Annotated in this window: 17 protein-coding genes; 8 read left to right on the top strand and 9 right to left on the bottom strand. The window is 51.6% G+C overall.

The window, feature by feature from the left end; genetic code table 11:
- Positions 1–198: 198 nt before the first annotated feature.
- From EC840_RS19435 to kefC, 4 genes are all read left to right on the top strand, one after another.
- Positions 199–1,251 carry a peptidase inhibitor family I36 protein gene (locus tag EC840_RS19435; protein WP_129639704.1) on the top strand — a complete coding sequence of 351 codons (1,053 nt, stop codon included), beginning with the start codon at positions 199–201 and terminating at the stop codon, positions 1,249–1,251.
- A 414-nt stretch (positions 1,252–1,665) separates the two neighbouring features.
- Entirely contained in the window at positions 1,666–4,257 is a 2,592-nt protein-coding gene (locus EC840_RS19440; protein WP_113876322.1) for a glycosyl hydrolase family 18 protein, read from the top strand.
- Positions 4,258–4,375: 118 nt separating this feature from the next.
- The gene (kefF, locus tag EC840_RS19445) at positions 4,376–4,930 is read left to right on the top strand and encodes a glutathione-regulated potassium-efflux system oxidoreductase KefF (protein WP_037033576.1); all 555 of its coding nucleotides are present in this window, start codon (positions 4,376–4,378) and stop codon (positions 4,928–4,930) included.
- Positions 4,923–6,776 carry a glutathione-regulated potassium-efflux system protein KefC gene (gene kefC, locus EC840_RS19450; protein ID WP_112286984.1) on the top strand — a complete coding sequence of 618 codons (1,854 nt, stop codon included), beginning with the start codon at positions 4,923–4,925 and terminating at the stop codon, positions 6,774–6,776. The genes kefF and kefC overlap by 8 nt, the downstream gene beginning before the upstream one ends.
- 66 nt (positions 6,777–6,842) lie before the next feature.
- Here the strand turns inward: kefC and EC840_RS19455 are convergent, their stop codons facing one another.
- Positions 6,843–7,457: a LysE family translocator gene (locus tag EC840_RS19455; RefSeq protein WP_113876324.1), complete on the bottom strand. Its 615-nt coding sequence runs from the start codon at positions 7,455–7,457 to the stop codon at positions 6,843–6,845.
- A 105-nt stretch (positions 7,458–7,562) separates the two neighbouring features.
- Here EC840_RS19455 and EC840_RS19460 point away from each other — a divergent pair, with 105 nt between their 5' ends.
- The 3 genes from EC840_RS19460 (at position 7,563) to folA (ending at position 9,587) form a co-directional block, all read left to right on the top strand.
- Positions 7,563–8,372 (top strand): threonine/serine exporter ThrE family protein, encoded by an 810-nt coding sequence (locus EC840_RS19460; RefSeq protein WP_132966660.1) that lies wholly within the window; start codon positions 7,563–7,565, stop codon positions 8,370–8,372.
- Positions 8,369–8,833, top strand: a complete 465-nt coding sequence (locus tag EC840_RS19465; RefSeq protein ID WP_165929049.1) for a threonine/serine exporter — start codon at positions 8,369–8,371, stop codon at positions 8,831–8,833. Before EC840_RS19460 ends, EC840_RS19465 begins: the two co-directional genes overlap by 4 nt.
- 268 nt (positions 8,834–9,101) lie before the next feature.
- The gene (gene folA / locus EC840_RS19470; RefSeq protein ID WP_013577047.1) at positions 9,102–9,587 is read left to right on the top strand and encodes a type 3 dihydrofolate reductase; all 486 of its coding nucleotides are present in this window, start codon (positions 9,102–9,104) and stop codon (positions 9,585–9,587) included.
- Between the two features lie 72 nt (positions 9,588–9,659).
- On the opposite strand, the gene apaH is transcribed toward folA, so the two are convergent.
- From apaH to lptD, 6 genes are all read right to left on the bottom strand, one after another.
- The gene (gene apaH, locus EC840_RS19475; RefSeq protein WP_132966663.1) at positions 9,660–10,514 is read right to left on the bottom strand and encodes a bis(5'-nucleosyl)-tetraphosphatase (symmetrical) ApaH; all 855 of its coding nucleotides are present in this window, start codon (positions 10,512–10,514) and stop codon (positions 9,660–9,662) included.
- A 5-nt stretch (positions 10,515–10,519) separates the two neighbouring features.
- Entirely contained in the window at positions 10,520–10,897 is a 378-nt protein-coding gene (gene apaG, locus EC840_RS19480; RefSeq protein WP_112286979.1) for a Co2+/Mg2+ efflux protein ApaG, read from the bottom strand.
- A 4-nt stretch (positions 10,898–10,901) separates the two neighbouring features.
- Positions 10,902–11,729, bottom strand: a complete 828-nt coding sequence (gene rsmA / locus EC840_RS19485; RefSeq protein ID WP_113876327.1) for a 16S rRNA (adenine(1518)-N(6)/adenine(1519)-N(6))-dimethyltransferase RsmA — start codon at positions 11,727–11,729, stop codon at positions 10,902–10,904.
- Positions 11,730–11,734: 5 nt separating this feature from the next.
- A complete protein-coding gene (pdxA, locus tag EC840_RS19490) occupies positions 11,735–12,742 on the bottom strand; it encodes a 4-hydroxythreonine-4-phosphate dehydrogenase PdxA (RefSeq protein ID WP_132966665.1) in 1,008 nt (335 codons plus the stop codon).
- Positions 12,732–14,027, bottom strand: a complete 1,296-nt coding sequence (surA, locus tag EC840_RS19495; RefSeq protein ID WP_113876328.1) for a peptidylprolyl isomerase SurA — start codon at positions 14,025–14,027, stop codon at positions 12,732–12,734. Before surA ends, pdxA begins: the two co-directional genes overlap by 11 nt.
- Before the next feature lie 125 nt (positions 14,028–14,152).
- Positions 14,153–16,531: an LPS assembly protein LptD gene (gene lptD / locus EC840_RS19500; RefSeq protein ID WP_132966667.1), complete on the bottom strand. Its 2,379-nt coding sequence runs from the start codon at positions 16,529–16,531 to the stop codon at positions 14,153–14,155.
- 181 nt (positions 16,532–16,712) lie between these two features.
- Here lptD and djlA point away from each other — a divergent pair, with 181 nt between their 5' ends.
- Entirely contained in the window at positions 16,713–17,534 is an 822-nt protein-coding gene (djlA, locus tag EC840_RS19505; RefSeq protein WP_112286975.1) for a co-chaperone DjlA, read from the top strand.
- 66 nt (positions 17,535–17,600) lie between these two features.
- Here the strand turns inward: djlA and EC840_RS19510 are convergent, their stop codons facing one another.
- Together EC840_RS19510 and rluA are read right to left on the bottom strand one after the other, a co-directional pair.
- The gene (locus EC840_RS19510) at positions 17,601–21,395 is read right to left on the bottom strand and encodes a S6 family peptidase (RefSeq protein ID WP_132966669.1); all 3,795 of its coding nucleotides are present in this window, start codon (positions 21,393–21,395) and stop codon (positions 17,601–17,603) included.
- 197 nt (positions 21,396–21,592) lie between these two features.
- Positions 21,593–22,294, bottom strand: a complete 702-nt coding sequence (gene rluA, locus EC840_RS19515; protein ID WP_113876330.1) for a bifunctional tRNA pseudouridine(32) synthase/23S rRNA pseudouridine(746) synthase RluA — start codon at positions 22,292–22,294, stop codon at positions 21,593–21,595.
- Positions 22,295–22,310 lie beyond the last annotated feature (16 nt).

Below are 22,310 nucleotides of genomic sequence, written 5' to 3' on the forward strand. Positions count from 1 at the left end.
AAATAATATCCCTCATTAATTTAAAACATGACGCATTATATAAAATGATGCTTTTGATGTTGTTTTTATTTCACAAATCTCTTTTTATCACTCATTACTGTTTCTGGTAGGCAGGTAAGTTTTCAAAACACATAAACGTTCACTTTAAACATATTTATCTCAAGGTGAACTATATTAAATAAATCGGAGAGCTACATTATGGCAGATCAAGATGTTTATCTTATTAAAAAAAGCTCGGGCGTGAGCAATTGCCCTGACGGTAAATTATGCTTATTTACTAACGTGGACTATAACAAGACGGTAGGCGATATTCTGGTTATTTCTCCAAATATTCAAGTGGATCAGGCACAGCTTGAAAGCTATGGTTTTATCCTTGGCGCAGGGGGCGGCGTTTCGAGCGTAGTCAATAATATGAATCAGGCCGCTACACTAGTTTCGGGGATCTATCTTGACGGGCAGACGCTGTCAGTCTCTGCGGGGCAGGATGTTTCTACGCTTTATGACTATCCTCTGGGAAAAAGTACCTGGAATGATGCTGTGCGATCGGTGGTGAGCGCACCGGTGACTGAAGTGAATCTGGTAATACTGGCTGAAAGTGATTTTAGTGTTGGTATCGATGAAAGGTATTTATTTAAATGTAAAATTGAAAATGATAGTGCAACAACAGTAGAAGATGTCACGATTAATGTGACGATTAGTAATACCGATATTATCTCTGTGTCTGCAGTTCCTGCTGTTACTGTTCCTGCGAACAGTTCCGTTATTCTTCGAATTCCGGTAACAGGAAAAGCGGTAGGTTCAACAGAACTGGTGTGCAGATTACATGCCCCAGTTGGCGTGATCAATACAGGTAATAATGTCGTCACTACATTGGTTCATGTGACTGAACCTAAACCCTTACAAGTGACTCAGCAATTAATGTCTCACTGGAAATTAGTGTGGGACCAACCCGAATATATTTACAGTTATCATCTGATACTTACATCCAGGGATGAACAAGTGAGTTCGTGGGAATTGTCGTTTGTTCTGCCTGAAGGCGCGGAGGTCAGTCCTGATTGGCTGAAAACGAATGTTAACTGGATTATTTTGAACATTGAAAAGTCCGTAGAGGGCCACGTTTATTTGGAAAGCAGAGCGGGACACATTATCGGACCAAATCAGGATGTGCCGCTTGATATACAGATTATCTACCCTGGAGAGTCAACAGATTACAACGTAATCAATAATTTACGGCTTGAGCAACTAAGCTAAAAAACGGCCTCTTCAGTATGAGATAGCGTCTGGCAGGTAATTTCGGTGCAGGAAATGCACGCAAAAATCAGCAAATAAGCCTCCGCTGGTTCCCTACGGACGTTAAGACGCCCGCTCCCGAAAGGGGCGGGCTTTTTTTATACCTGTTCGGCTAAAATGTTAAACATAATCATTAAATATGTTTAACGTTAAAGATATATTTTTTATTTATTGGTGTCTTCATATGAAAGCAACTTTTGCTATAACTTATTCTTTTAGATCGATATTTTAAGTTAATGTGATGGGTATCATGCTGTTTTAATGTTTAATTATTGTTATGTGTTTGTGTCTGATTTTATACTCGAAGCCTTGGTTAGTTCACATCGAGAATTAACCCTTCTTGCAGTGCTTCCAGTCAAAAATGAGGAATTTCACATGAACAAAACTTCTGTCAGCCTTCTGGCTTTGCTTATCGGCGCGGTTCTTGCGCCGGTCTCACAGGCTGCACTTCCCGGAAAGCCAAGTCTCGGCGCGGATGAGACGACGTTTTCCATTATTGATATTAACCAGTCAGCCACCGCCTATAACCAGCTGGTCACAGTGAAGAATGCGGCAGATGTCACCGTAACCTGGAATTTATGGACGGGCGATGCCGGACAGACGGCCAAAGTGTTACTGAACGGTGCGCAGGTATGGAGCGGTCCGTCCGGGGCGACGGGGAGCGCCACTTTTGCTGTCAGTAAAGGCGGGCGTTATCAGTTACAGGTCGCGTTATGTAACAGCGAAGGTTGTACCACCAGTGACGCCAAACAAATTGTGGTGGCAGATACCGACGGCAGTCATCTGCTACCGTTAACCAGCACGCTGAAGGAAAATAACCAGCCTTATAACAACAAGTCTGGCAAGGTCGTTGGCGCATATTTTGTTGAGTGGGGCGTGTATGGTCGCGGATTCTCCGTGGATAAAATCCCTGCGCAGAACCTGACACATATCTTGTACGGCTTCACGCCGATTTGCGGCGGGGACGGGATTAACGACAGTTTAAAAAGCATTGAGGGCAGTTTTCAGGCCTTGCAACGCGCCTGTGCGGGGCGTCAGGATTTTAAAGTTGCGATACACGATCCCTGGGCTGCGGTGCAGATGCCTCAGCAAGGCGTCAGTGAATATTCAGCACCTTATAAAGGTAATTTTGGTCAGCTGATGGCGCTGAAAAAAGCCTATCCAAACCTGAAAATTGTCCCTTCCATCGGTGGCTGGACGTTGTCAGACCCGTTCTATTTCATGAAGGATAAGGCGAAGCGGGACGTCTTCGTAGCCTCGGTAAAAGAATTCCTGCAAACCTGGAAGTTCTTTGACGGTGTGGATATTGACTGGGAATTTCCGGGCGGTGGCGGTGAAAACCCGGCGCTGGGCAGCACGGCGGATGGTGATACCTATGTGCAGCTGATGAAAGATCTGCGGGCGATGCTTAATGAATTGTCAGCCCAGACAGGAAAAACCTACGAACTGAGTTCGGCGATCAGTGCAGGCAGGGACAAAATTGATAACGTGGATTACAGCGCCGCGCAGCAATATATGGATCACATATTCCTGATGAGCTACGACTTCTATGGGGCTTTCTCACTGACGACGCTGGGTCATCAAACCGCCTTATACGGTTCCGCCTCGAAGCCCGATACCGATTACACCACCGATCATGGCGTGCAGGCATTACTGTCACAGGGCGTGACGCCGGGCAAAATTGTGGTGGGTGCCGCTATGTACGGGCGCGGCTGGACAGGGGTGAAGAATTTCCAGAATAACGATCCTTTCACCGGCACCGCGACGGGCCCGACCGCAGGGACCTGGGAGAATGGCATTCTCGATTACCGTCAGGTGGCGAAGCTTAAAGCCAGCAGTGACTGGCAGTACAACTATGATCCGGCGGCTGAAGCCCCGTATTTGTGGAAGCCTTCCACCGGTGATTTGATCACTTACGATGACAACCGTTCAGTGATTGCCAAAGGTAAATACGTTCTGGCTAATCAGCTTGGCGGCCTGTTCGCATGGGAAATCGACGCAGATAACGGCGATATTTTGAATGCCATGCATGAAGGGTTAGGGGATGGCAGCGGCGGCGGCACTACAAATCTTGCGCCGCTGGCCAGTGCGGGAACGAATCAGAACGTGACCGGTCCGGTGACCGTGGTACTTGATGGTTCTGCCTCCCGTGACCCGGAAAATAGTGCGCTGACGTATCTGTGGACCAAAATCTCTGGCCCGGCAGTGACGCTGACCAATGCAGACAAAGCCAAAGCGCAGTTTAACGTCCTGACTACCACACAAGATCAGGTGTGGGTATTCCAGCTCAAGGTGACCGACCCGCAAGGGCTGAGCACTACCGCGCAGGTTCAGGTGACAAACTCGGCGGTTCAGGCGAACCAGCCGCCGGTGGTGACGTTGCCTGCGACCATGACCGTGACGGCAGGTAATACCTTCGCGCTGGTGGCACAGGCGACGGATGCTAACAGCGATCCGCTAACCTATCAGTGGACGTTGCCCGCCGGTCTGAGCGCCAGCTCGCTGACTACCAGCGCCATCAACGTTACCGCTCCGGCTGTCACCACCAGCACGGTTTATCAGGTCAGTGTTGTGGTCAGCGACGGAAAATCATCCGGCACGGCCAGCTTACAGCTGACAGTAAACCCGGCGACCTCGGGCGGATGTGGCGTGACAACGGATCCTGCAGCGGCACAAGTGCCAGCCTGGGACAGCAGTAAAATCTATAATACCGGTGATGCTGTAAGCTACAACCAGCTGATATGGAAGGCGAAATATTGGACTCAAAACAATCCGCCATTACGCAGCAGCGATCAGTGGCAACTCGTCAGCAATATCACTTTGCCTTACGACAATGCGGCCACCTATCTTCAGGGTGAAATGGCCACTTACGGCGGCCATAACTGGAAAGCGAAAGTCTGGACACAGGGTGTGACGCCGGTTGCAGGTGACAACTGGCTGGATCTCGGGGCAGTCAGTTGTCCGTAAATCCTTTCATCTAAAGCAACAGGGCCTGAGGGCCCTGTTTTTCATCGTATTTACGGCAGTTAATAAATGTTAAAAATACTTTATGATGAATGTATATTTTGTCGATATGAGTTCACTGATGATTTTAATAATTTACGCCCATCCTTATCCGCGCCATTCAAGAGCCAATCAGGGGTTGCTGTCAGCCGTCAGTGATTTGCCCAATGTTGAAGTGCGCTCGCTTTACGACCTCTATCCCGATTTTAATATCGACATCGCCGCTGAACAGAAAGCGGTTGAACGCGCGGATTTGGTGGTTTTTCAGCATCCCATCCAATGGTACAGCCTGCCGCCGCTGATGAAACTGTGGATCGACAAAGTGCTTGAGCACGGCTGGGCCTACGGTCATGAAGGCAATGCGCTGAACGGAAAACATTGCCTGTGGGCGGTGACGACCGGTGGCAACGAGCATCATTTCGAACTGGGTGATCACCCTGATTTCGACGTGCTGGCGCAGCCGTTACAGGCGACAGCCATTTATTGCGGCATGCACTGGCTGCCGTATTTTGCCGTCCACAACACCTTTATTTGTGACGAAGTGGCGCTGAAGGCGGCGGGCGAAGAATATCGCCGGCGTTTAACGGCTTGTCTGAGTCTGAAAGAAGGCTGTCCGCCGGAGGTGAGTCTTGGATAACCATAACCTGATGATCGAAGGCCTGATTTATCTCGGCTCGGCGGCGCTGTTTGTGCCGATTGCGGTACGCCTGGGGCTGGGTTCCGTGCTCGGTTATCTGATCGCCGGCTGCATTATCGGTCCGTGGGGGCTGAAGCTGGTGTCAGATGCGGAGTCAATTCTGACCTTTGCGGAAATCGGCGTGGTGCTGATGCTGTTTGTCATCGGTCTGGAGCTGGATCCCAAACGGTTATGGACCATGCGTGCCTCGGTATTCGGCGGCGGCAGTATTCAGATGGTCGGCTGCGGCGTGGTGCTCAGCGCGTTCTGTTACTTCCTCGGGCTGGACTGGAAAATTGCCCTGCTGATTGGCCTGACGCTGGCGCTGTCCTCAACGGCGATCGCCATGCAGGCGATGAGTGAGCGCAGCCTGACCGCGTCACCCATTGGCCGCAGCGCGTTTGCGGTATTGCTGTTTCAGGATATCGCGGCGATCCCGCTGGTGGCGATGATCCCGTTACTGGCAAGTACCGGCGAAGCTACCACGCTGATGAGTTTTGGTTTGTCCGCGGCAAAAGTGGCCGGTGCGCTGGTGCTGGTTATTCTGCTCGGACGCTATGTCACGCGGCCATTACTGCACTTCGTGGCACGTTCCGGCATGCGTGAAGTGTTCAGTGCCGTTGCGCTGTTTCTGGTCTTCGGTTTCGGCATTTTGCTGGAAATGGCCGGGATGTCGATGGCGATGGGCGCGTTTCTGGCAGGTGTATTGCTGGCGAGTTCTGAATACCGTCACGCGCTGGAAAGTGATATTCAGCCGTTCAAAGGCCTGTTGCTCGGCCTGTTTTTTATCGGCGTCGGGATGTCTATCGACTTCGGCACGCTGGTCCATCAGCCGTTGCTGATCGCCACATTGCTGGTCGGATTTATGGCGCTGAAAGCCGCTTTGCTGTGGCTGATTGCGCCGTGGCTGGGTGTGCCGAAAAAGCAGCGCGGCCTGTTTGCCATCTTAATCGGGCAGGGCAGTGAATTCGCGTTCGTGATTTTCAGTACGGCGCAGATGGCCGGTGTGTTGCCGGTGGAATGGTCAAAGGCGCTGACGCTGGCCGTTGCACTTTCTATGGCGGTGACGCCATTACTGCTGGTGTTGTCGGCGCGTCTTGAACGCAATGCGCCAAAAGATGACCGTCCGCAAGACACCATCGATGAAGAAAATGCGCAGGTCATTATCGCCGGGTTCGGTCGTTTTGGTCAGATTGCCGGTCGTCTGTTACTGGCCAACAACGTTCATACCGTGGTTCTTGACCACGATCCTGATCATATTGAAACGCTGCGCAAATTTGGTACCAAAGTATTTTACGGCGATGCCACGCGCGTGGATTTGCTGGAGTCGGCAGGCGCGGCACAGGCTAAAGTCCTGATTAACGCCATTGATGATGTGGAGGCCAACCTTCAGCTGACCGCGCTGGCGAAAGAGCATTTCCCGAACCTGAAAGTGATTGCCCGTGCGCGTGACGTTGATCACTGGTACCAGTTGCGCCAGTTAGGTGTGGAAGCGCCGGAGCGTGAACTGTTTGAAGGTTCACTGCGCGTCGGTCGTGATGTGCTGGAAGCGCTGGGGCTGGATGCCTATGAAGCCCGCGAGAAAGCCGATTTGTTCCGCCGCTATAACCTGAAAATGCTGGAAGCGACTATCGAGAATTACGAAGATACCGAATTCCGCATCGCCAGCATGCAGCGTGCGAAAGATATGCTGACGGCAGCGATTGAACAGGATCAGGAGCGTCTGGCCTCCGGTCAGCAACAGGGCTGGCGCGGCAGTATTGACGGGAAAGCCCCGGAGAATGAGGTGATTGAAGCGAAGGGGTAAATAGATTCAAAACTGAAAACCGGTGCCTGATGCACCGGTTTTTTTTCTTTACTGATTCAGTACAAATCAGCTCAGTGCGACTTTGATACCTAAACCAATCAGCACGCCACCCAACAGCTTATCGATAATTTTTTGTGCTTTTGCCAGACCGCGACGTACCGGCGGGCTCTGGATCAGCAAGGCCAGTGACGGCCACCAGATAGCAGACAAACCCACGATTATCGAGGCGTACCACAGCTTTTCACCGACGGTGGAGTTGATCTGCAAAACCTGAGTAAACATCGCCAGGAAGAACAGCGTCGCTTTAGGATTCAGCAGATTACACAGATAACCCTGCACGAACGCCGTGCGTAATTTCACTTGCTGCGGCTCGAGCCCGTCGAGGTTCATTTTGCTGTTGCTGCGGGAGAATAACGCCTGAATACCCACCCAGATCAGATATGCGGCGCCGACGTATTTCAGCAAATTGAATAACCACGGCGTAGTGGTGATCACCACCGCCAGACCCGCCACACAGTAAGACATGTGCGTAATCACGCCACAAATCACACCCAGCGACGTCATGAGTGCAGCAATGCGCGGATAGCGGGCCGCATTTTTGATCACCAGAAAGAAATCAGGGCCGGGCGAAAGCATGCCGAGGAAGGCAATACTGGCAACAAAAAGGGTGGTTTCAAGCATGAAAATAACCGTCGTCAATGTTCAGAGCAAAAGAAGGCGGCATGATACGCCAATCCTCAGTAAGTTAAATCACTCTTATTGCTTTTTTTGCGGACGGTGAATGGTATGCAGGATCCGGTCATAGAACACCCGGTGCGTGAAAGCCCCGAGGCGCATCATCAGCGTGAAATTACCCGTTTATGCATCGAATGTGCCCTGATGCTGTTGCAGCATGGCGCGGAAAGTATGCTGGTCGAACAGCTGTCGGCAAGACTCGGTGTCGCGCTGGGCATGGACCGGGTGGAAAGCTCAATCTCCGCCAATGCCATTGTGCTCAGCACGCTCAGCGGCGGTTACTGCCTGACCTCAACGCGTAAGAATGTCGATCGCGGGATCAACATGCAGGTGGTGACCGAAGTCCAGCACACGGTGATCCTGGCTGAGCATAAACTGCTCGACAGCGCGCTGGTGGCAAAACGCCTGCAAAAAATCAAACCGCTGCGCTATCCGCGCTGGCTGATGGTGTTGATGGTGGCGCTCTCCTGCGGGTGTTTCAGCAAACTTAACGGCGGCGGATGGGATGCGTTCATCGTCACCTTTTTAGCCAGCGGCGTCGCTATGGCCGTTCGCCAAAGTCTGACTGCACAGCACATGAATCCGCTGATCAACTTTTGCTGCACTGCATTTGTGGCGACGTCCATTTCAGGCCTGTTGTTGCGGCTGGGCATTTTTGATCAGTCGTCAAACGTCGCCATGGCCGCCAGCGTGTTATTGCTGGTGCCGGGTTTTCCGCTGATTAACGCTGTGGCGGATATGTTCAAGGGGCATGTGAATACCGGGCTGGCACGCTGGACGATGGCAAGTCTGCTGACGCTGGCAACCTGCATCGGTGTGGTCATGGCCATGGCGCTGTGGGATTTGCGGGGGTGGTCATGAGTCTTTTATGGGCGCTGATCGAGGACATGATTTTTGCCGCGGTGCCTGCCCTGGGCTTTGCGATGGTGTTTAATGTCCCACGCCGGGCATTACCCTATTGCGCACTGCTTGGCGGGCTCGGCCACGGCACCCGGATGTTACTTATTCATGGCGGGATCAACATTGAGTGGGCGTCCCTGCTGGCAGCTATACTGATTGGCATTATGGGCATTCGCTGGTCACGCTGGTTGCTGGCGCATCCTAAAGTTTTCACCGTTGCCGCCGTTATACCGATGTTCCCCGGTATATCAGCCTACACGGCGATGATTTCCGTGGTGGAGATTTCGCACCTTGGCTACAGTGAGGTATTGCTGTCGACGGCGCTTACCAATTTTCTGAAAGCCAGTTTTATCGTCGGAGCTTTATCTATCGGATTATCATTACCGGGATTGTGGCTGTACCGTAAACGCCCCGGTGTGTAAGGGTTGTTGTACAGCACGAATATACAGGACGAAATGCAGATCAACGGTTCAGCATTTTCGACTGAATTACGGCGAAAGCTTCCGGCTTTTGACCACACTTCAGGGGCTGAGATGGCACGTTTGACGGGGAATATCCCGGCAGGGGTAAAGCTCTCTTATATCTTTGTAAAGCGCAGGTCTTCCTATCGACGGCTGATAGGGCTTTCCGTATAGTGTCAGCTCTTTTTTCGGGTCACGCTCCAATTCCTTCTCTACACAGGGCTTCACAATGATTATTAGCCTGATCGCCGCACTGGCGACCGATCGCGTTATTGGCATGGAAAACGCTATGCCTTGGCATTTACCCGGTGATCTGGCCTGGTTCAAGCGTAATACGCTGAACAAACCTGTCATCATGGGACGCAAGACGTTTGAGTCAATCGGACGCCCATTGCCTGGCCGGCTGAATATCGTCATCAGCTCTAAACCGGGCGAACATGAAGGCGTGACCTGGGTAACGTCCGTTGACGCTGCACTGGCGGCGGCCGGTGATGTGGAAGAAGTCATGGTGATGGGCGGAGGCCGCGTTTACGAACAGTTGCTGCCAAAAGCTAACCGTTTATACCTGACTCACATCGATGCAGAAGTGGAAGGCGACACGCATTTCCCTGATTACGAGCCGGATGATTGGGAAAGCACCTTCAGCGAATTCCATGATGCGGATGAGCAGAACTCCCACGGTTATTGCTTCGAAATTCTCGACCGCCGCGCCTGATACCTGATCAGTCTGAAATAAAAAAGGCACCCTTTGAAGGTGCCTTTTTGCTGTCTGAATGTCTGCGGTTTATTAAATCACTTTTGGGATCTCAGACTGCTCTTTTTCGCTGTGGCGGTTGGACGGCTGCGTGAAGTAGGTTTTATCTTCCCAACGTAGCATCGTCAGATCTCCGCCCCAGCAACACCCGGTATCGAGTGCGTAAATACCTTCCGGCGCGCCTTTTCCTTCCAGAGACGCCCAGTGACCAAACGCAATGCTGTAACCCGCTTCCCGGACAGGACCCGGAATATCAAACCAGGGTTTGAGCGGTTTTGGCGCGCTTTCCGGCACATCTTTGCAAATCATGTCCAGCTGACCGTTTGGGAAACAATAGCGCATACGGGTAAATGCGTTGGTACTGAAACGCAGGCGTGCCAGGCCCGAAAGCTCCGGGTGCCAGTTGTTTGGCATATCGCCATACATCGCATCCAGAAATAGCGGATAGGTGTCGCTGCTCAGCACGGATTCCACTTCACGGGCGCACATCTGCGCCGTTTCGAGATCCCACTGCGGCGTGATCCCGGCATGTGCCATGACCAGCTTCAGCTCATCGTCTACCTGCAATACCGGCTGACGTCGCAGCCAGTTGATCAGCTCATCAGCATCTTCGGCTTCAAGCAGAGGCGTGATGCGATCTTTCGGTTTGTTAAAGCTGATACCGGCGTAAACCGCCAGCAGATGCAGATCATGGTTACCGAGTACCATGCGAACCGAATCGCCCAAACCGCTGACAAAACGCAGCACGTCGAGAGAGGACGGACCGCGGGCAACCAGATCACCGGTCAGCCACAGGACATCATTTTGCGGATCAAAATCCACCTGCGCCAATAGCGCCTTGAGTTCATCGATGCAGCCGTGAACATCACCAATAAGATATGTCGACATGAGGATTAATTTATCAGCGTAGGGATGGCGAGGCGGAAGACCGGAACAGGCACACGGAAGGCTTCACCGTCTTGTGCGACCATTTCATAATGGCCTTCCATCGTGCCCAGCGGCGTTTCTAAAATCGCGCCGCTGGTATAGTGAAATTCATTGCCAGGCAGGATCAGCGGTTGTTCACCGATGACCCCTTCGCCCTGAACTTCTGTCTGGCGGCCATTACTGTTGGTAATCAGCCAGTAACGGCGAAGCAGTTGGACATTAAAACGCCCCAGATTGCGGATGGTGATGGTGTAAGCGAAGACAAAACGTTCTTCTTCCGGTATCGACTGTGACTCAACGTAGATACTTTGCACCTGAACACAAACGCGGGGCGAATTAAGCATAACGCTACTCCTGAGGTTCCGGGGTTTTAGGTCGTGTGGACAACCAGTTAGCCAGTTTACAGAATTGCTCTACAGAAATATTTTCAGCACGCATGCTGAGATCTAAGCCCAGCTCGGTCATTTGTTCTGGTGTGAACAGATGGCCGAGGCTGTTGCGTATTGTTTTACGACGCTGGTTGAACGCATCGGTAGTCAGACGGCTCAGAATGCGAATATCCGGGACCGGATACGGGATCACTTCATGCGGCACTAAACGCACCACAGCGGATTCCACTTTCGGCGCCGGTGTGAAGGATTCTGGTGGAACTTCCAGAACCGGGATCACGTTGCAATAATATTGCGCCATCACCGTTAAACGACCATACGCTTTGCTGTTCGGACCTGCAACCAGACGGTTTACCACTTCCTTCTGCAACATAAAATGCATGTCTTTGATGGCGTTGGTATAGGTGAACAAATGAAACATCAGCGGCGTAGAAATGTTGTACGGCAGGTTACCAAAGACGCGCAGTGGCTGACCGAGTTCTTCAGACAGCTCGCCGAAATTGATTTTCATTGCGTCAGACTGGATGACCCGCAATTTGCCCTGAAACTTAGGGTTATTTTCCAGACGCGTCGCCAGATCACGGTCGAGTTCGATCACCGTCATGCTGTCCAGACGTGAAGCGACAGGCTCAGTTAATGCTGCCAGACCCGGACCGATTTCAACGACAGCTTCACCCGGCATAGGGTGAATGGCCGACACGATGCTATCGATAACAAACTGATCGGTTAAGAAGTTTTGCCCAAAACGTTTACGGGCAAAGTGACCTTGGTGGACTCTACTATTCATTGTTGTTATTTATCGTTGCTGTTATTTGCCATGTGAATGGCGAGATTTATTGCTGTCTTGAAACTGCCCGCATCGGCGGTGCCGGTGGCGGCGAGTTCAAGGGCGGTACCGTGATCAACGGAAGTCCGGATAAAAGGCAGGCCAAGCGTGATATTCACTGCGCGACCGAATCCCTGATATTTTAGCACCGGAAGGCCCTGATCGTGATACATCGATAAAACAGCATCGGCATGTTGCAGATATTTAGGCTGGAATAACGTATCAGCGGGCAGCGGGCCGATGAGATCTATCCCTTGCTGGCGCAGTTCGTCCAGTGCAGGAATGATAATGTCGATCTCTTCGTGCCCCATGTGGCCACCTTCGCCGGCATGTGGATTCAGACCACACACATAAATTTTCGGCGCGGTAATACCAAATTTGGTTTTCAGATCATGATGCAAAATGGTAATGACTTCATGCAGGCATTCACGGGTAATGGCACCCGGCACCGCCAGCAAAGGCAAGTGCGTAGTCGCCAGCGCAACGCGCAATTCTTCAGTCGCCAGCATCATCACAACACGGTTGCAATGGCTGCGGTCGGCGAAGAATTCGGTGTGGCCGATGAAGGGAATACCGGCATCATTGATAATGCTTTTCTGAACCGGACCGGTGATCAGTGCGGAAAATTCGCCGCTGATGGCACCGTCGCAGGCACGCGCCAGCGTTTCTACCACGTAAGGCGCATTAGCAACATCCAGTTTTCCGGCTGCCACAGGCGTGGCGAGGTTAACGGGTAAAACGGTCAGTGTGCCTGCCGCCTGAGGCTCAGGCGGACGGCCTTGCTGATAATCACGCAACTGAATACTCAGACCCAGTTTCTCAGCACGTTCAAGCAGTAAGGCCGGATCGACACATGCCACTAACTCAACAGGCCATGCCTGCTGAGCCAGAGCGAGTACCAGATCCGGCCCAACCCCGGCTGGCTCGCCGGGGGTGATGACCACAGATTTTGTCACGGAAGTATTATTTTCCATTACCATCCATAATTTTCACATACGCTTCAGCACGTTGTTCCTGCATCCACGTCTGAGCTTCTTCCGCAAATTTGCGGTTGAACAGCATGCGGTAAGCACGTTCTTTCTGTGCTGCATCTGTTTTATCGACCTGACGGGTGTCGATCAGTTGGATCAAATGCCAGCCGAACGAGGAGTGAACCGGTGCGCTCATTTCACCTTTTTTCAGGTTCATCAGGGCATCACGGAACGCCGGATCGTACATGTCAGGTGAAGCCCAACCTAAATCGCCGCCCTGATTGGCAGAGCCCGGATCCTGAGAAAGCTGTTTAGCTTCATCAGCGAAGGTCGCTTTGCCACTCTTAATATCCGCAGCCACTTGTTCCAGTTTTGCACGCGCCTGCGCATCGGTCATCACCACTGAAGGTTTCAGCAGGATGTGGCGGGCGTGTACTTCGGTGACGGAAACGGTTTTGTTATCGCCACGGATATCGTTCACTTTCAGGATATGGAAGCCAACACCTGAACGAATCGGACCGATAACCTGACCTTTCTGCGCGGTGCTCAACGCCTGTGCAAACAGGGAAGGCAGTTCCTGCAATTTGCCCCAGCCCATGTTGCCGCCTTTCAGCGCCTGGGAGTCAGCAGAGTAGGTGATCGCCAGTTTGCCGAAATCCGCACCATTGTTCAGATCAGAGACGATTTTCTTCGCCAGCTGTTCTGCAGAATCAACCTGATCCTGCGTCGGGTTTTCCGGTAATGGCAACAGGATGTGGCTGAGGTTGAATTCAGCACCGCTGCCATTTTGCGCAGCGACCTGTTTAGCCAGCTGATCCACTTCCTGAGGCAGGATCGTAACGCGACGACGTACTTCGCTGTTACGCACTTCGGTGATGATCATTTCTTTGCGGATCTGGGCACGGTAGGTGCTGTAGTTCAGGCCGTCATACGCCAGACGGCTGCGAAGCTGATCAACGGAAATGTTGTTCTGCTGGGCAATACCGGCGATGGCTTTATCGACATCCTGATCGGTAGGCGTGATCCCCATGCGGGTCGCCATCTGCAACTGGATCTGATCCATGATCAGACGATCGAGGATCTGGTGACGTAACGTTGCGTCATCCGGCAGCTGTTGTTTAGCCTGCTGTGCCTGCTGTTTAACGGAATTAAACAAACCATCTACGTCACTTTGCAATACGACGCCGTTGTTCACGACGGCAGCAACTTTATCAACTTCCTGAGGGGCAGCAAACGCAGTGCTGGCACAAAGCGTCACGCCGAGGAGAAGTGTTCTCCAGTTCTTCATACTTTTTCCATTTGTCTAATCCGCAAGCGCGGGTTTCAAGTTCACTGAGTTCGTAGTGTCTTCACTAAATCAGCCCTGTCTGCACGAAATGACATGCAGACAGGAAATCAAGAGCGTCGTCGGGCTTAGAAAGCTCGCTGATATGGCAGTATGCCGGTGGCCAACATTTCTTTTGTTCCGAGGGTTTGATTGTTACCCAGGCCTCTAAGTTCAATATTGAAACCAATCTTATTGTCATACTTACTTTCGGACTTGGTCGTGTCGTAGTTGGTGATCTTACGTTCGTAACCGACATTGATTGCCCAGCAACAGGTATTGTATTGCAGGCCGATTAACTGATCGGCGCTTTGCTGTGCTTTGGTATCGTAATAATACGCACCGACGATGGACCAGCGGTCGGCAATCGGCCAGCTGGCGATACCGCCGACCTGAGAAATACCGTCCTGATACCCCGGGTTGGTGACCTGAGGTAATGTCGCCTGAATATATTCCGGGCTGGCATAACGGTAGCTCAACTGAATCATTTTCTCTGAGTCAGCACGATACTCAAGCACTGCATCGCCCAGCGCCAGTGCATCAAGACGGGTGTCATATTGCACACCGCCGCGAACGCCCCAGAAGTTATTGATTTTGTAATAAGTGTCACCTGCCCACACCAGGCTGCCGGTATCATCATTTTTATCCAGCACGCTGTTCTGATCGCCAGTACGCGGTGGCTGGAAGTAATAAATCTGTCCGGCAGAGGCGTTAAAACGCTCTTCCAGATTTTCATCGTAAATACGGGTAGTTAAACCACTCGCCACCTGATTGGCAGAAGCGATGCGGTCAAGGCCACTGTAACTTTTATCGCGGAACAGACCGGTGTAGTCGGACTGCAACAACGTGGAGTCATAGGTATTGATCGAACTCTGGTTACGATACGGAATGTACAGGTACTGCACTCGCGGCTCGAGGGTCTGGGTGTAATCACTGTCCCAGTCCATCGTGCGGTCAAACACCATTTTGCCGTCGGTTTTAAATTCAGGCATAACGCGGTTCACGGATGAACGCAGTTTGGTGTCCGGGTTCGCATCATAATAGGCATCTGGAATATCCTGCTGATAGTGGGTAGCCATCAGCTTGATTTCGTTATCCAGACTGCCCCAGCCATTACTGAGCGGCAGGCTTAACGTAGGTTCGAAGTGCGTACGTATCGCTTCCGGGTTATCCGGGTTCACGCTGGTGAATTTCACCGCCTGACCGTACAGGTGCAGGTCGAAAGGACCTACATCGTTTTTATAATAGTTAATGTCCAGCTGTGGCTGGGCACGGTAAGCATTCTGGTTACCGTAATCACTGAAGACCTGGAACTGTTTACTCGCCAGCGTGACGTCCCAGTTCTGATTCGCATACCCTACACTGAATTTTTGCGTGGAATAGCCATCGGTACTGGAACCGTATTTCGAATCGAAATCGGTGAAGTAATAAGGGTCACTGACTTTGGTGTAATCGACGTTGAAGCGCCACACCTGATCGTAAACACCTGAATGACGCCAGTAATACATCCAGCGTTTGGTGGTGTTATCACTGGTACGGCCTTCGTCCTTCAGGAACTGATCGTCGATCTTCTTATCATTGCCAAGATAATCGAACTCCATCAGACCCGCACCGGCGACGGTAAGGTAACGGAATTCGTTCTGCAGCTGCAGACCACGATCGCTCATGTAATTTGGCGTGATCGTGGCGTCGTAGTTTGGCGCAATGTTCCAGTAATAAGGAACCGTCAGGCCGAAACCATTGTTGGTGCTGTATTTGGCGTTAGGAATAAGGAAACCGGAACGGCGCTTATCGCCAATCGGTAACTGCATATAAGGGCTGTAGAACACCGGAACCGGGCCGATATGGAAACGTGCGTTCCAGATCTCAGCGACTTCTTCCTGACGGTCCTGAATCACTTCTGAACCGACGACGCTCCAGCTGTTATCACCGGGCAGACAAGTGGTGAACGTGCCGTTATCCATGATGGTGTAGCGGTTATTGTCACGCTGCTTCATCTTATCAGCCTGGCCACGACCCTGACGGCCAACCATCTGATAATCACCATCCTGAACATCAGTGTCTTTCGTGGTCAGGTTTGCAAAGCCTTTCGGGCCTTTCAGCTTGATTTGATTATCGTTATAACGCACGTTGCCGGTCGCTGTAGCGGTTCGGGTCGGCGTTGGCTGATTAGGATTCGCGATTTGATTGAGCTGAACCTGATCAGCGTCCAGTGTGCTGTTTCCCTGAACAACGTTAACGTTGCCGCTAAACAACGCGCTGTCGGGATAATTGCCTGTCGCCTTATCGGCATTAATAGTGACAGGCAGTGAGTTAGGATCACCCTGCACCAAAGGTTTGTCATAGGTCGGAACGCCGAGCATACATTGTTCTGCGAGATCGGCCATTGCGCCGTGACTGTACAATACTGACCAGATTGTGGCGGCCAGCATTGTCGGTAAGCGTGTTTTCAGACGTCTGTTTTTCATACGTAAAATGGTGTTCCGTCATCAGAGGCATCATGCCGGCAAACGGTCAGAGACTATCTCACTCATCATGGTTGCGCTAGTGTTAAATCCCACCTGTTACGTTGCCGCCGTTAGGCACAACGATAAATGCCGGTTATGATAAAGCAATTTTTAAGCGACGGCATGGCGAATTGAGGAGTATATGCAGTATTGGGGAAAACTGCTCGGACTTATCCTTGGCTTATGGTCAGGTTTAGGCTTCTGGGGAATTGTTGCAGGGCTGGTGATAGGGCATATGTTTGATACCGCGCGTTCCGCGAAACGCCGGGGATATTTTGCCGATCAGCAGACACGTCAAACCATCTTTTTCCGCACCACCTTTGAGGTGATGGGGAATCTGACTAAATCAAAAGGCAGAGTTACCGAAGCAGATATTCAGATCGCCAGTCTTTACATGGAACGTATGCAACTGCATGGCGAGCAACGTGAAGCCGCGCAACGCGCCTTCCGCGATGGCAAAGAAGCCAATTATCCTTTGCGGGAAAAAATGCGTGAACTGCGCAGTGCGTGTTTTGGTCGTTTTGACCTGATACGGACTTTTCTGGAAATTCAGATCCAGGCGGCCTACGCCGACGGTTCATTGCATCCTAACGAACGCGAAGTGCTGTATGTGATTGCTGAAGAACTGGGTATTTCACGGATGCAGTTCGATCAGTTCCTGCGCATGATGGAAGGCGGCCAGCAGTTTGGCGGCCATCAGCAGGGCGGACGTTCCTATGGCGGCGGTTATCACCAGACGCAGCAAGGCCCGACGCTGGCGGATGCCTGTAAAGTGCTGGGCGTGAATGCCACCGATGACGCGACAACAATCAAGCGTGCCTACCGCAAACTGATGGGCGAGCATCATCCTGACAAACTGGTGGCGAAAGGTTTGCCACCTGAAATGATGGAAATGGCCAAGGAAAAAGCGCAGGCGATTCAGGCGGCGTATGACCTGATCAAACGCGAAAAAGGCTTTAAATAACGTCATCATAAAAAAGGCGTCCATTCCAGGACGCCTTTTGCTTTTCGTTTCATATGCGGTCAGGGATCAGAAACTCACCTTCACGCCTGCAATCGCCTGCCAGTAATCAACCCCTTCATCTTCAATTCTGTGCTGATACTGCACACCGGTGTTCAGTGACACATTCGGTGTCGGGTTACTGATAATCCCCAGATCGATCATACCAGAGCTACCTGTTGCCCCACTGCGGAAGCTGTTGCTGACGTCGCTGTAGGTGTCCCCGATGTCCATTGACGCATCGTCACTGAGATCTTTAATGAACAGGGTATTGGCGGTCACCGCCCATTTACCTGCATTCGCGGTATCCCAGTCGTAGCGGTAACGCATCCCTAAACGGGCAGTCGGACGGGTGATATCGTCATAATGCACCTTAGTGTTATCAACATCCGTAAAATCATCGACTTGCAGTCGCTGAATGCCAAATCCAACTAATGGCGTCAGCACATGATTGCCCGCCTGGATTTTATATCCCACATCGACAGAGCCGCCGAAGGATTTCGCACTGATATCCGCCACGTCACTGCCGCGCAGGTCAGTCGACACATTGCCATCATAGATGGCGACATCCGAAGCCACATCCACCGTTAATCCGCTGACATACTGATACGACAGCAGTGAAGAGAGTCCCCAGGTGGTGTATTGCGTTTTGCTGTTGCCATCAGCGGCATCCGGCGTGACATCCAGATTAGCGCTGGAAAGGCCAAGGCTCAGTCCCAGTGCGTGAGTATCATTACCCAGTTGCAGAACTTTACCGCCAAACAACCAGCCTTCTTCTTTCTGGGTGTAGTCATAGCCATAATTCATAAAGCCCAACGAAGAATGATATTTATCTTCCCCATTGAGGTACTGGAAGAACATGTGCAGTTTTTTATCATCCTGCGCCAGTGTCTGGTTACGGAATGTCTCATTCACCCGGCTGTTATAGCTCAGCAGGGCGGAAGGTAATGAAAGATAGGAAGGCACCTGCGGTGTGACAGCCGGGCGTGTATTTTTCCCGTTGTCATCCTCATCGGGTGTCGGAGCAGGAGGAACAGGTATGTCGCCGTCATCCGGAGTTGGATCGGGAATCGGTGTCTCATCGCCGCCGTCATCCGGTGTCGGATCGGGAACCGGCGTATCGTCGCCGCCGTCATCCGGCGTGGGATCCGGAACCGGCGTGTTATCGACAGGCACCGTGTTATCGCCTTCAGTCAGCATATTGTTTTGCAGACGATAGTCCCAGAACTGATCGCCGCTTCCTTCAACATCACGCTGCTCCTCGGAGCTGCGTCCCGGCGCGAAAGCGTAAAGGTTGTAGGCATAAGCGCCACGCGCGACGTATTCCCCCGCCAGTTTGAAGCTGTTTTTTGTGGCGTTACCCGCTACCTGAATCAGAGAGATCCCTTCCTGATTATCCGCTGCACCGTCATTATCCGTGTCGGTGAAGAAGCCAGCACCCGAAGGCGTGACCTGAACGGTAACAGGTGCTGAAGAAACCATGTCGCCATTGATCAGTAACTTGTCGGTTTGCGCAAAACTCGGGTCGAAATGTGCGCGCAAGCTGAGCAGATTATTGTTACCTGCAGCGAGTGTGCCGTTAACGGTTTGTGTTGCCGGCATAAAGGCATCGCTTTCGCTCTCTGCTGGCCATTGAGGAAGAAGCTGAACATCATCTTTCAGAATAAGATCTGTGACGGTGCTGTTTCCCGCCAGCACGGTGTTTTGTTCCATAGTCACGGTCGAGGTAAGGGAACCGTTGAGGATCAATGCGCCGCTGTAAATATGGGTTGAGCCGGTGAAGGTATTATCGCTGTTGATATATAACGCACCGGGCGCCATTTTTTTCAGCGTTCCGTTACCGGAAATGGCGGCATCTATGATCACATCATTATTGCCGTCAGTGCTGGTGGTTTTACTGTCTGTCTGATCAACGGAAATCACACTGCCGGAGGCTAATTCAACCTGACCGCTCAGATGCGACTTGCTGTTCAGCATCATGTTTGCCTGCTCGTTGAGCTTAACGTTGGCATTCAGCGTGGCATGTTCATTCACCCGCAGGGTGGCATGGCTGGCGACATCAACCTGGTTAACATTATAGGTTTCATCAATCCAGTCATCACTGAAAACAGTGTCGCCGGCATGCGGTGTCGGGCGTCCGACAAGTCTTAGAATGCCGTTTTGCACGGAAAGCTGATTCAGATCGGCACCGCCCGCCAGGTCCCAGATGCCCGCAGAAGAATCAGGAGCATAATCGACGTTTAAATTTGATGCCGTTTCCTGACTGCCGAGATGGCCTACGAAGGTCTGGTTACTGCTGTTGTTCAGCGTCAGGGTGCTGATCTGGTCTGCATTGCTGTTAATAATCGCGGCACCAGAATCACTGTGATTGATGGTGCTGAAAGCCATGTCATAGCCATTCAGATCCAGGTTGCCGCCACGGTAACCAAAATAAATATCGCTGCTTTCAATCTGATTTTCACCGCCGATCTGCACCGTCGGACGGCCGCTGACAATGGTGACTTTGGAGAAGGCTTTTTGCTCACCCGCCTCATTGGCTTGCTGTGCCAGAACCACCAGACCGTCGCCAACATTCAGCGCGCCGCCATTATTGCCCACAGCATTGACGTACAGTGTGCCTTCACCGATTTTATGCAGTGTATCTCCATCTAAACCGTTCACTTCCCAGTCAACGGTTTTATCCGCATCCACTTCAATACCACCGCCTACCCAGGTACTGTCTGCACCTTCCGCCGACACGACCCGGTAATCGTTAGAGAACTGCAGCTTTGCAGCACCGTGATTGACGGCGCTGTCGAGTACGATCAGGCCGCCATCACCGGCAAAGCGCAGGTCTTTCGAGGCATTGAGTTCATCATTCGTGGCCTGCGAAGGTAGTGCCGTGTTAACACCGTGCCACTGCCAGCTGTTTTCGCCCTGGGTAATATTGGCCGCAGTCCAGTGAATGTCGCCATCGGCGGCGATATCAGTCACATCCGGATCGGTATTTTCAGCAATAACGCCATTGAGGAAATTCAACTGCATATCCAGGGTGTAACTTAAATAATCGTAACCCGTTTTTCCGGTACCTCCCCAGGGTGAAACACCATAGATTTTCCACTCTTTTTCAAGGTTATCATAAACGTAAAGTGGACTGCCGCTGTCGCCCGCTTGTATGGCAGAGCTGAATGGCTGAGCGCGTGAGTCTGGTGGCCCGTAGTTAACCCAGCGTAAACGTGAAGGTTCAAAAGTGGGATTAACCATCGTGCCGCCACTTTTCCAGTTGTAAGCACCGGTGAGATAAACGGGTTTCTTGGTGACCGGATCGACCTGATACTGTGTTCCTGAGCCAACCCGTGCATAGTAAACATAACGCTCAGGGTTATTACGTACTTGCTGCGTATCCACCATTGGCACGGGTGCGGCATCGGTCACGACTTTATTCAGGCGGGGAACATGAAAATCTTTCCCCCATGTTTCATAAGCTGGATGAATATTTCGGCTGATTAATTTATAGGTGGTTCTGTATTTTGCGTGATTCCCAAAGTCAACGGAAGTATACCCACCGTTATGGGCCACGCTGACAATATAAGAGGGAGAAATTAATGTCGCGATACCCAGACTGCTGACAGCGCCAAAATCAGGCATAGGAAAGTTCAGCACACCGGCTGATGTGCCATCCATTTTAAAGACTTCGATATTCTCTTCGCCAGCCTCGTATTTTCCCAGATTCTCGGCAAAGTCGCGATAGTCCTGCACAGAAACATCTTCACGCATTATCCCGGCATCGGCGTCAAACAGCGCCAATGCAATTAAGCTACTGAGCAGCTTAGGCTTCCATTTCATTATTATCTTCCCTGAGGATGAAATTATTAAAAAGGAGGGGATGTTAACAGTTGCAGGAAGAGTAATGACAGCTAAGGGAATAACAGGCTAAGGGGAGGTACTATTTTACGGGTAGTTAAAATCTAATAAATCAAGGTGATGGGAATATAATGCATATTGCTTAAAAATGACTTAAGAAATATGCATTATATGAATAATTAAAAATCCGGTTCGCAATTAAACACCAGTGGCGCATCCGTTATCGGATGGTAGAACGATAATTCCTGGGCGTGCAGTTGCAAACGATCTGCTGCCGCCAGTGCCTGCGGATGCGCATAGAATTTATCGCCCAGAATCGGATGACCAAGCGCCAGAAGGTGTACGCGCAACTGATGCGAACGTCCGGTGATTGGCCGCAGTTTCACCCGCGTGGTGCCGTCATCATCCCATGACATCACTTCGTATTGCGTCAGCGCCTTTTTGCCGGTTTCATGGCAGACCTTCTGTTTTGGCCGGTTGGGATAATCGCAAATTAGCGGTAAATCGATAATGCCGTAATCTTCTTCAACCCGTCCCCAGACCCGTGCGATATACACTTTCTTGGTTTCGCGCTCGCGGAACTGACGTTTCAGCTCACGCTCAGCCTCTTTGGTCAGCGCCACGACGATCACGCCGCTGGTCGACATATCCAGACGATGGACGGATTCAGCCTCGGGAAATTGCTGCTGAATGCGCGTCATCAGGCTGTCCTGATGCTCCGCCAGTTTGCCGGGTACTGAAAGCAGCCCGCTGGGTTTATTGACCACCATGATGTGCTCATCCTGAAAAATCACCTGTAACCAGGGATCGGTCGGCGGATTGTAATTCTCCAGCGGCCGGGTTTTTGACGGTTCAGGGATTATGGGTTGATGTTCGCTCATAGCGGTTTCAGTCTGC

This window comes from Rahnella sp. JUb53, from assembly GCF_004346065.1.
Lineage (GTDB): Bacteria > Pseudomonadota > Gammaproteobacteria > Enterobacterales > Enterobacteriaceae > Rahnella > Rahnella variigena.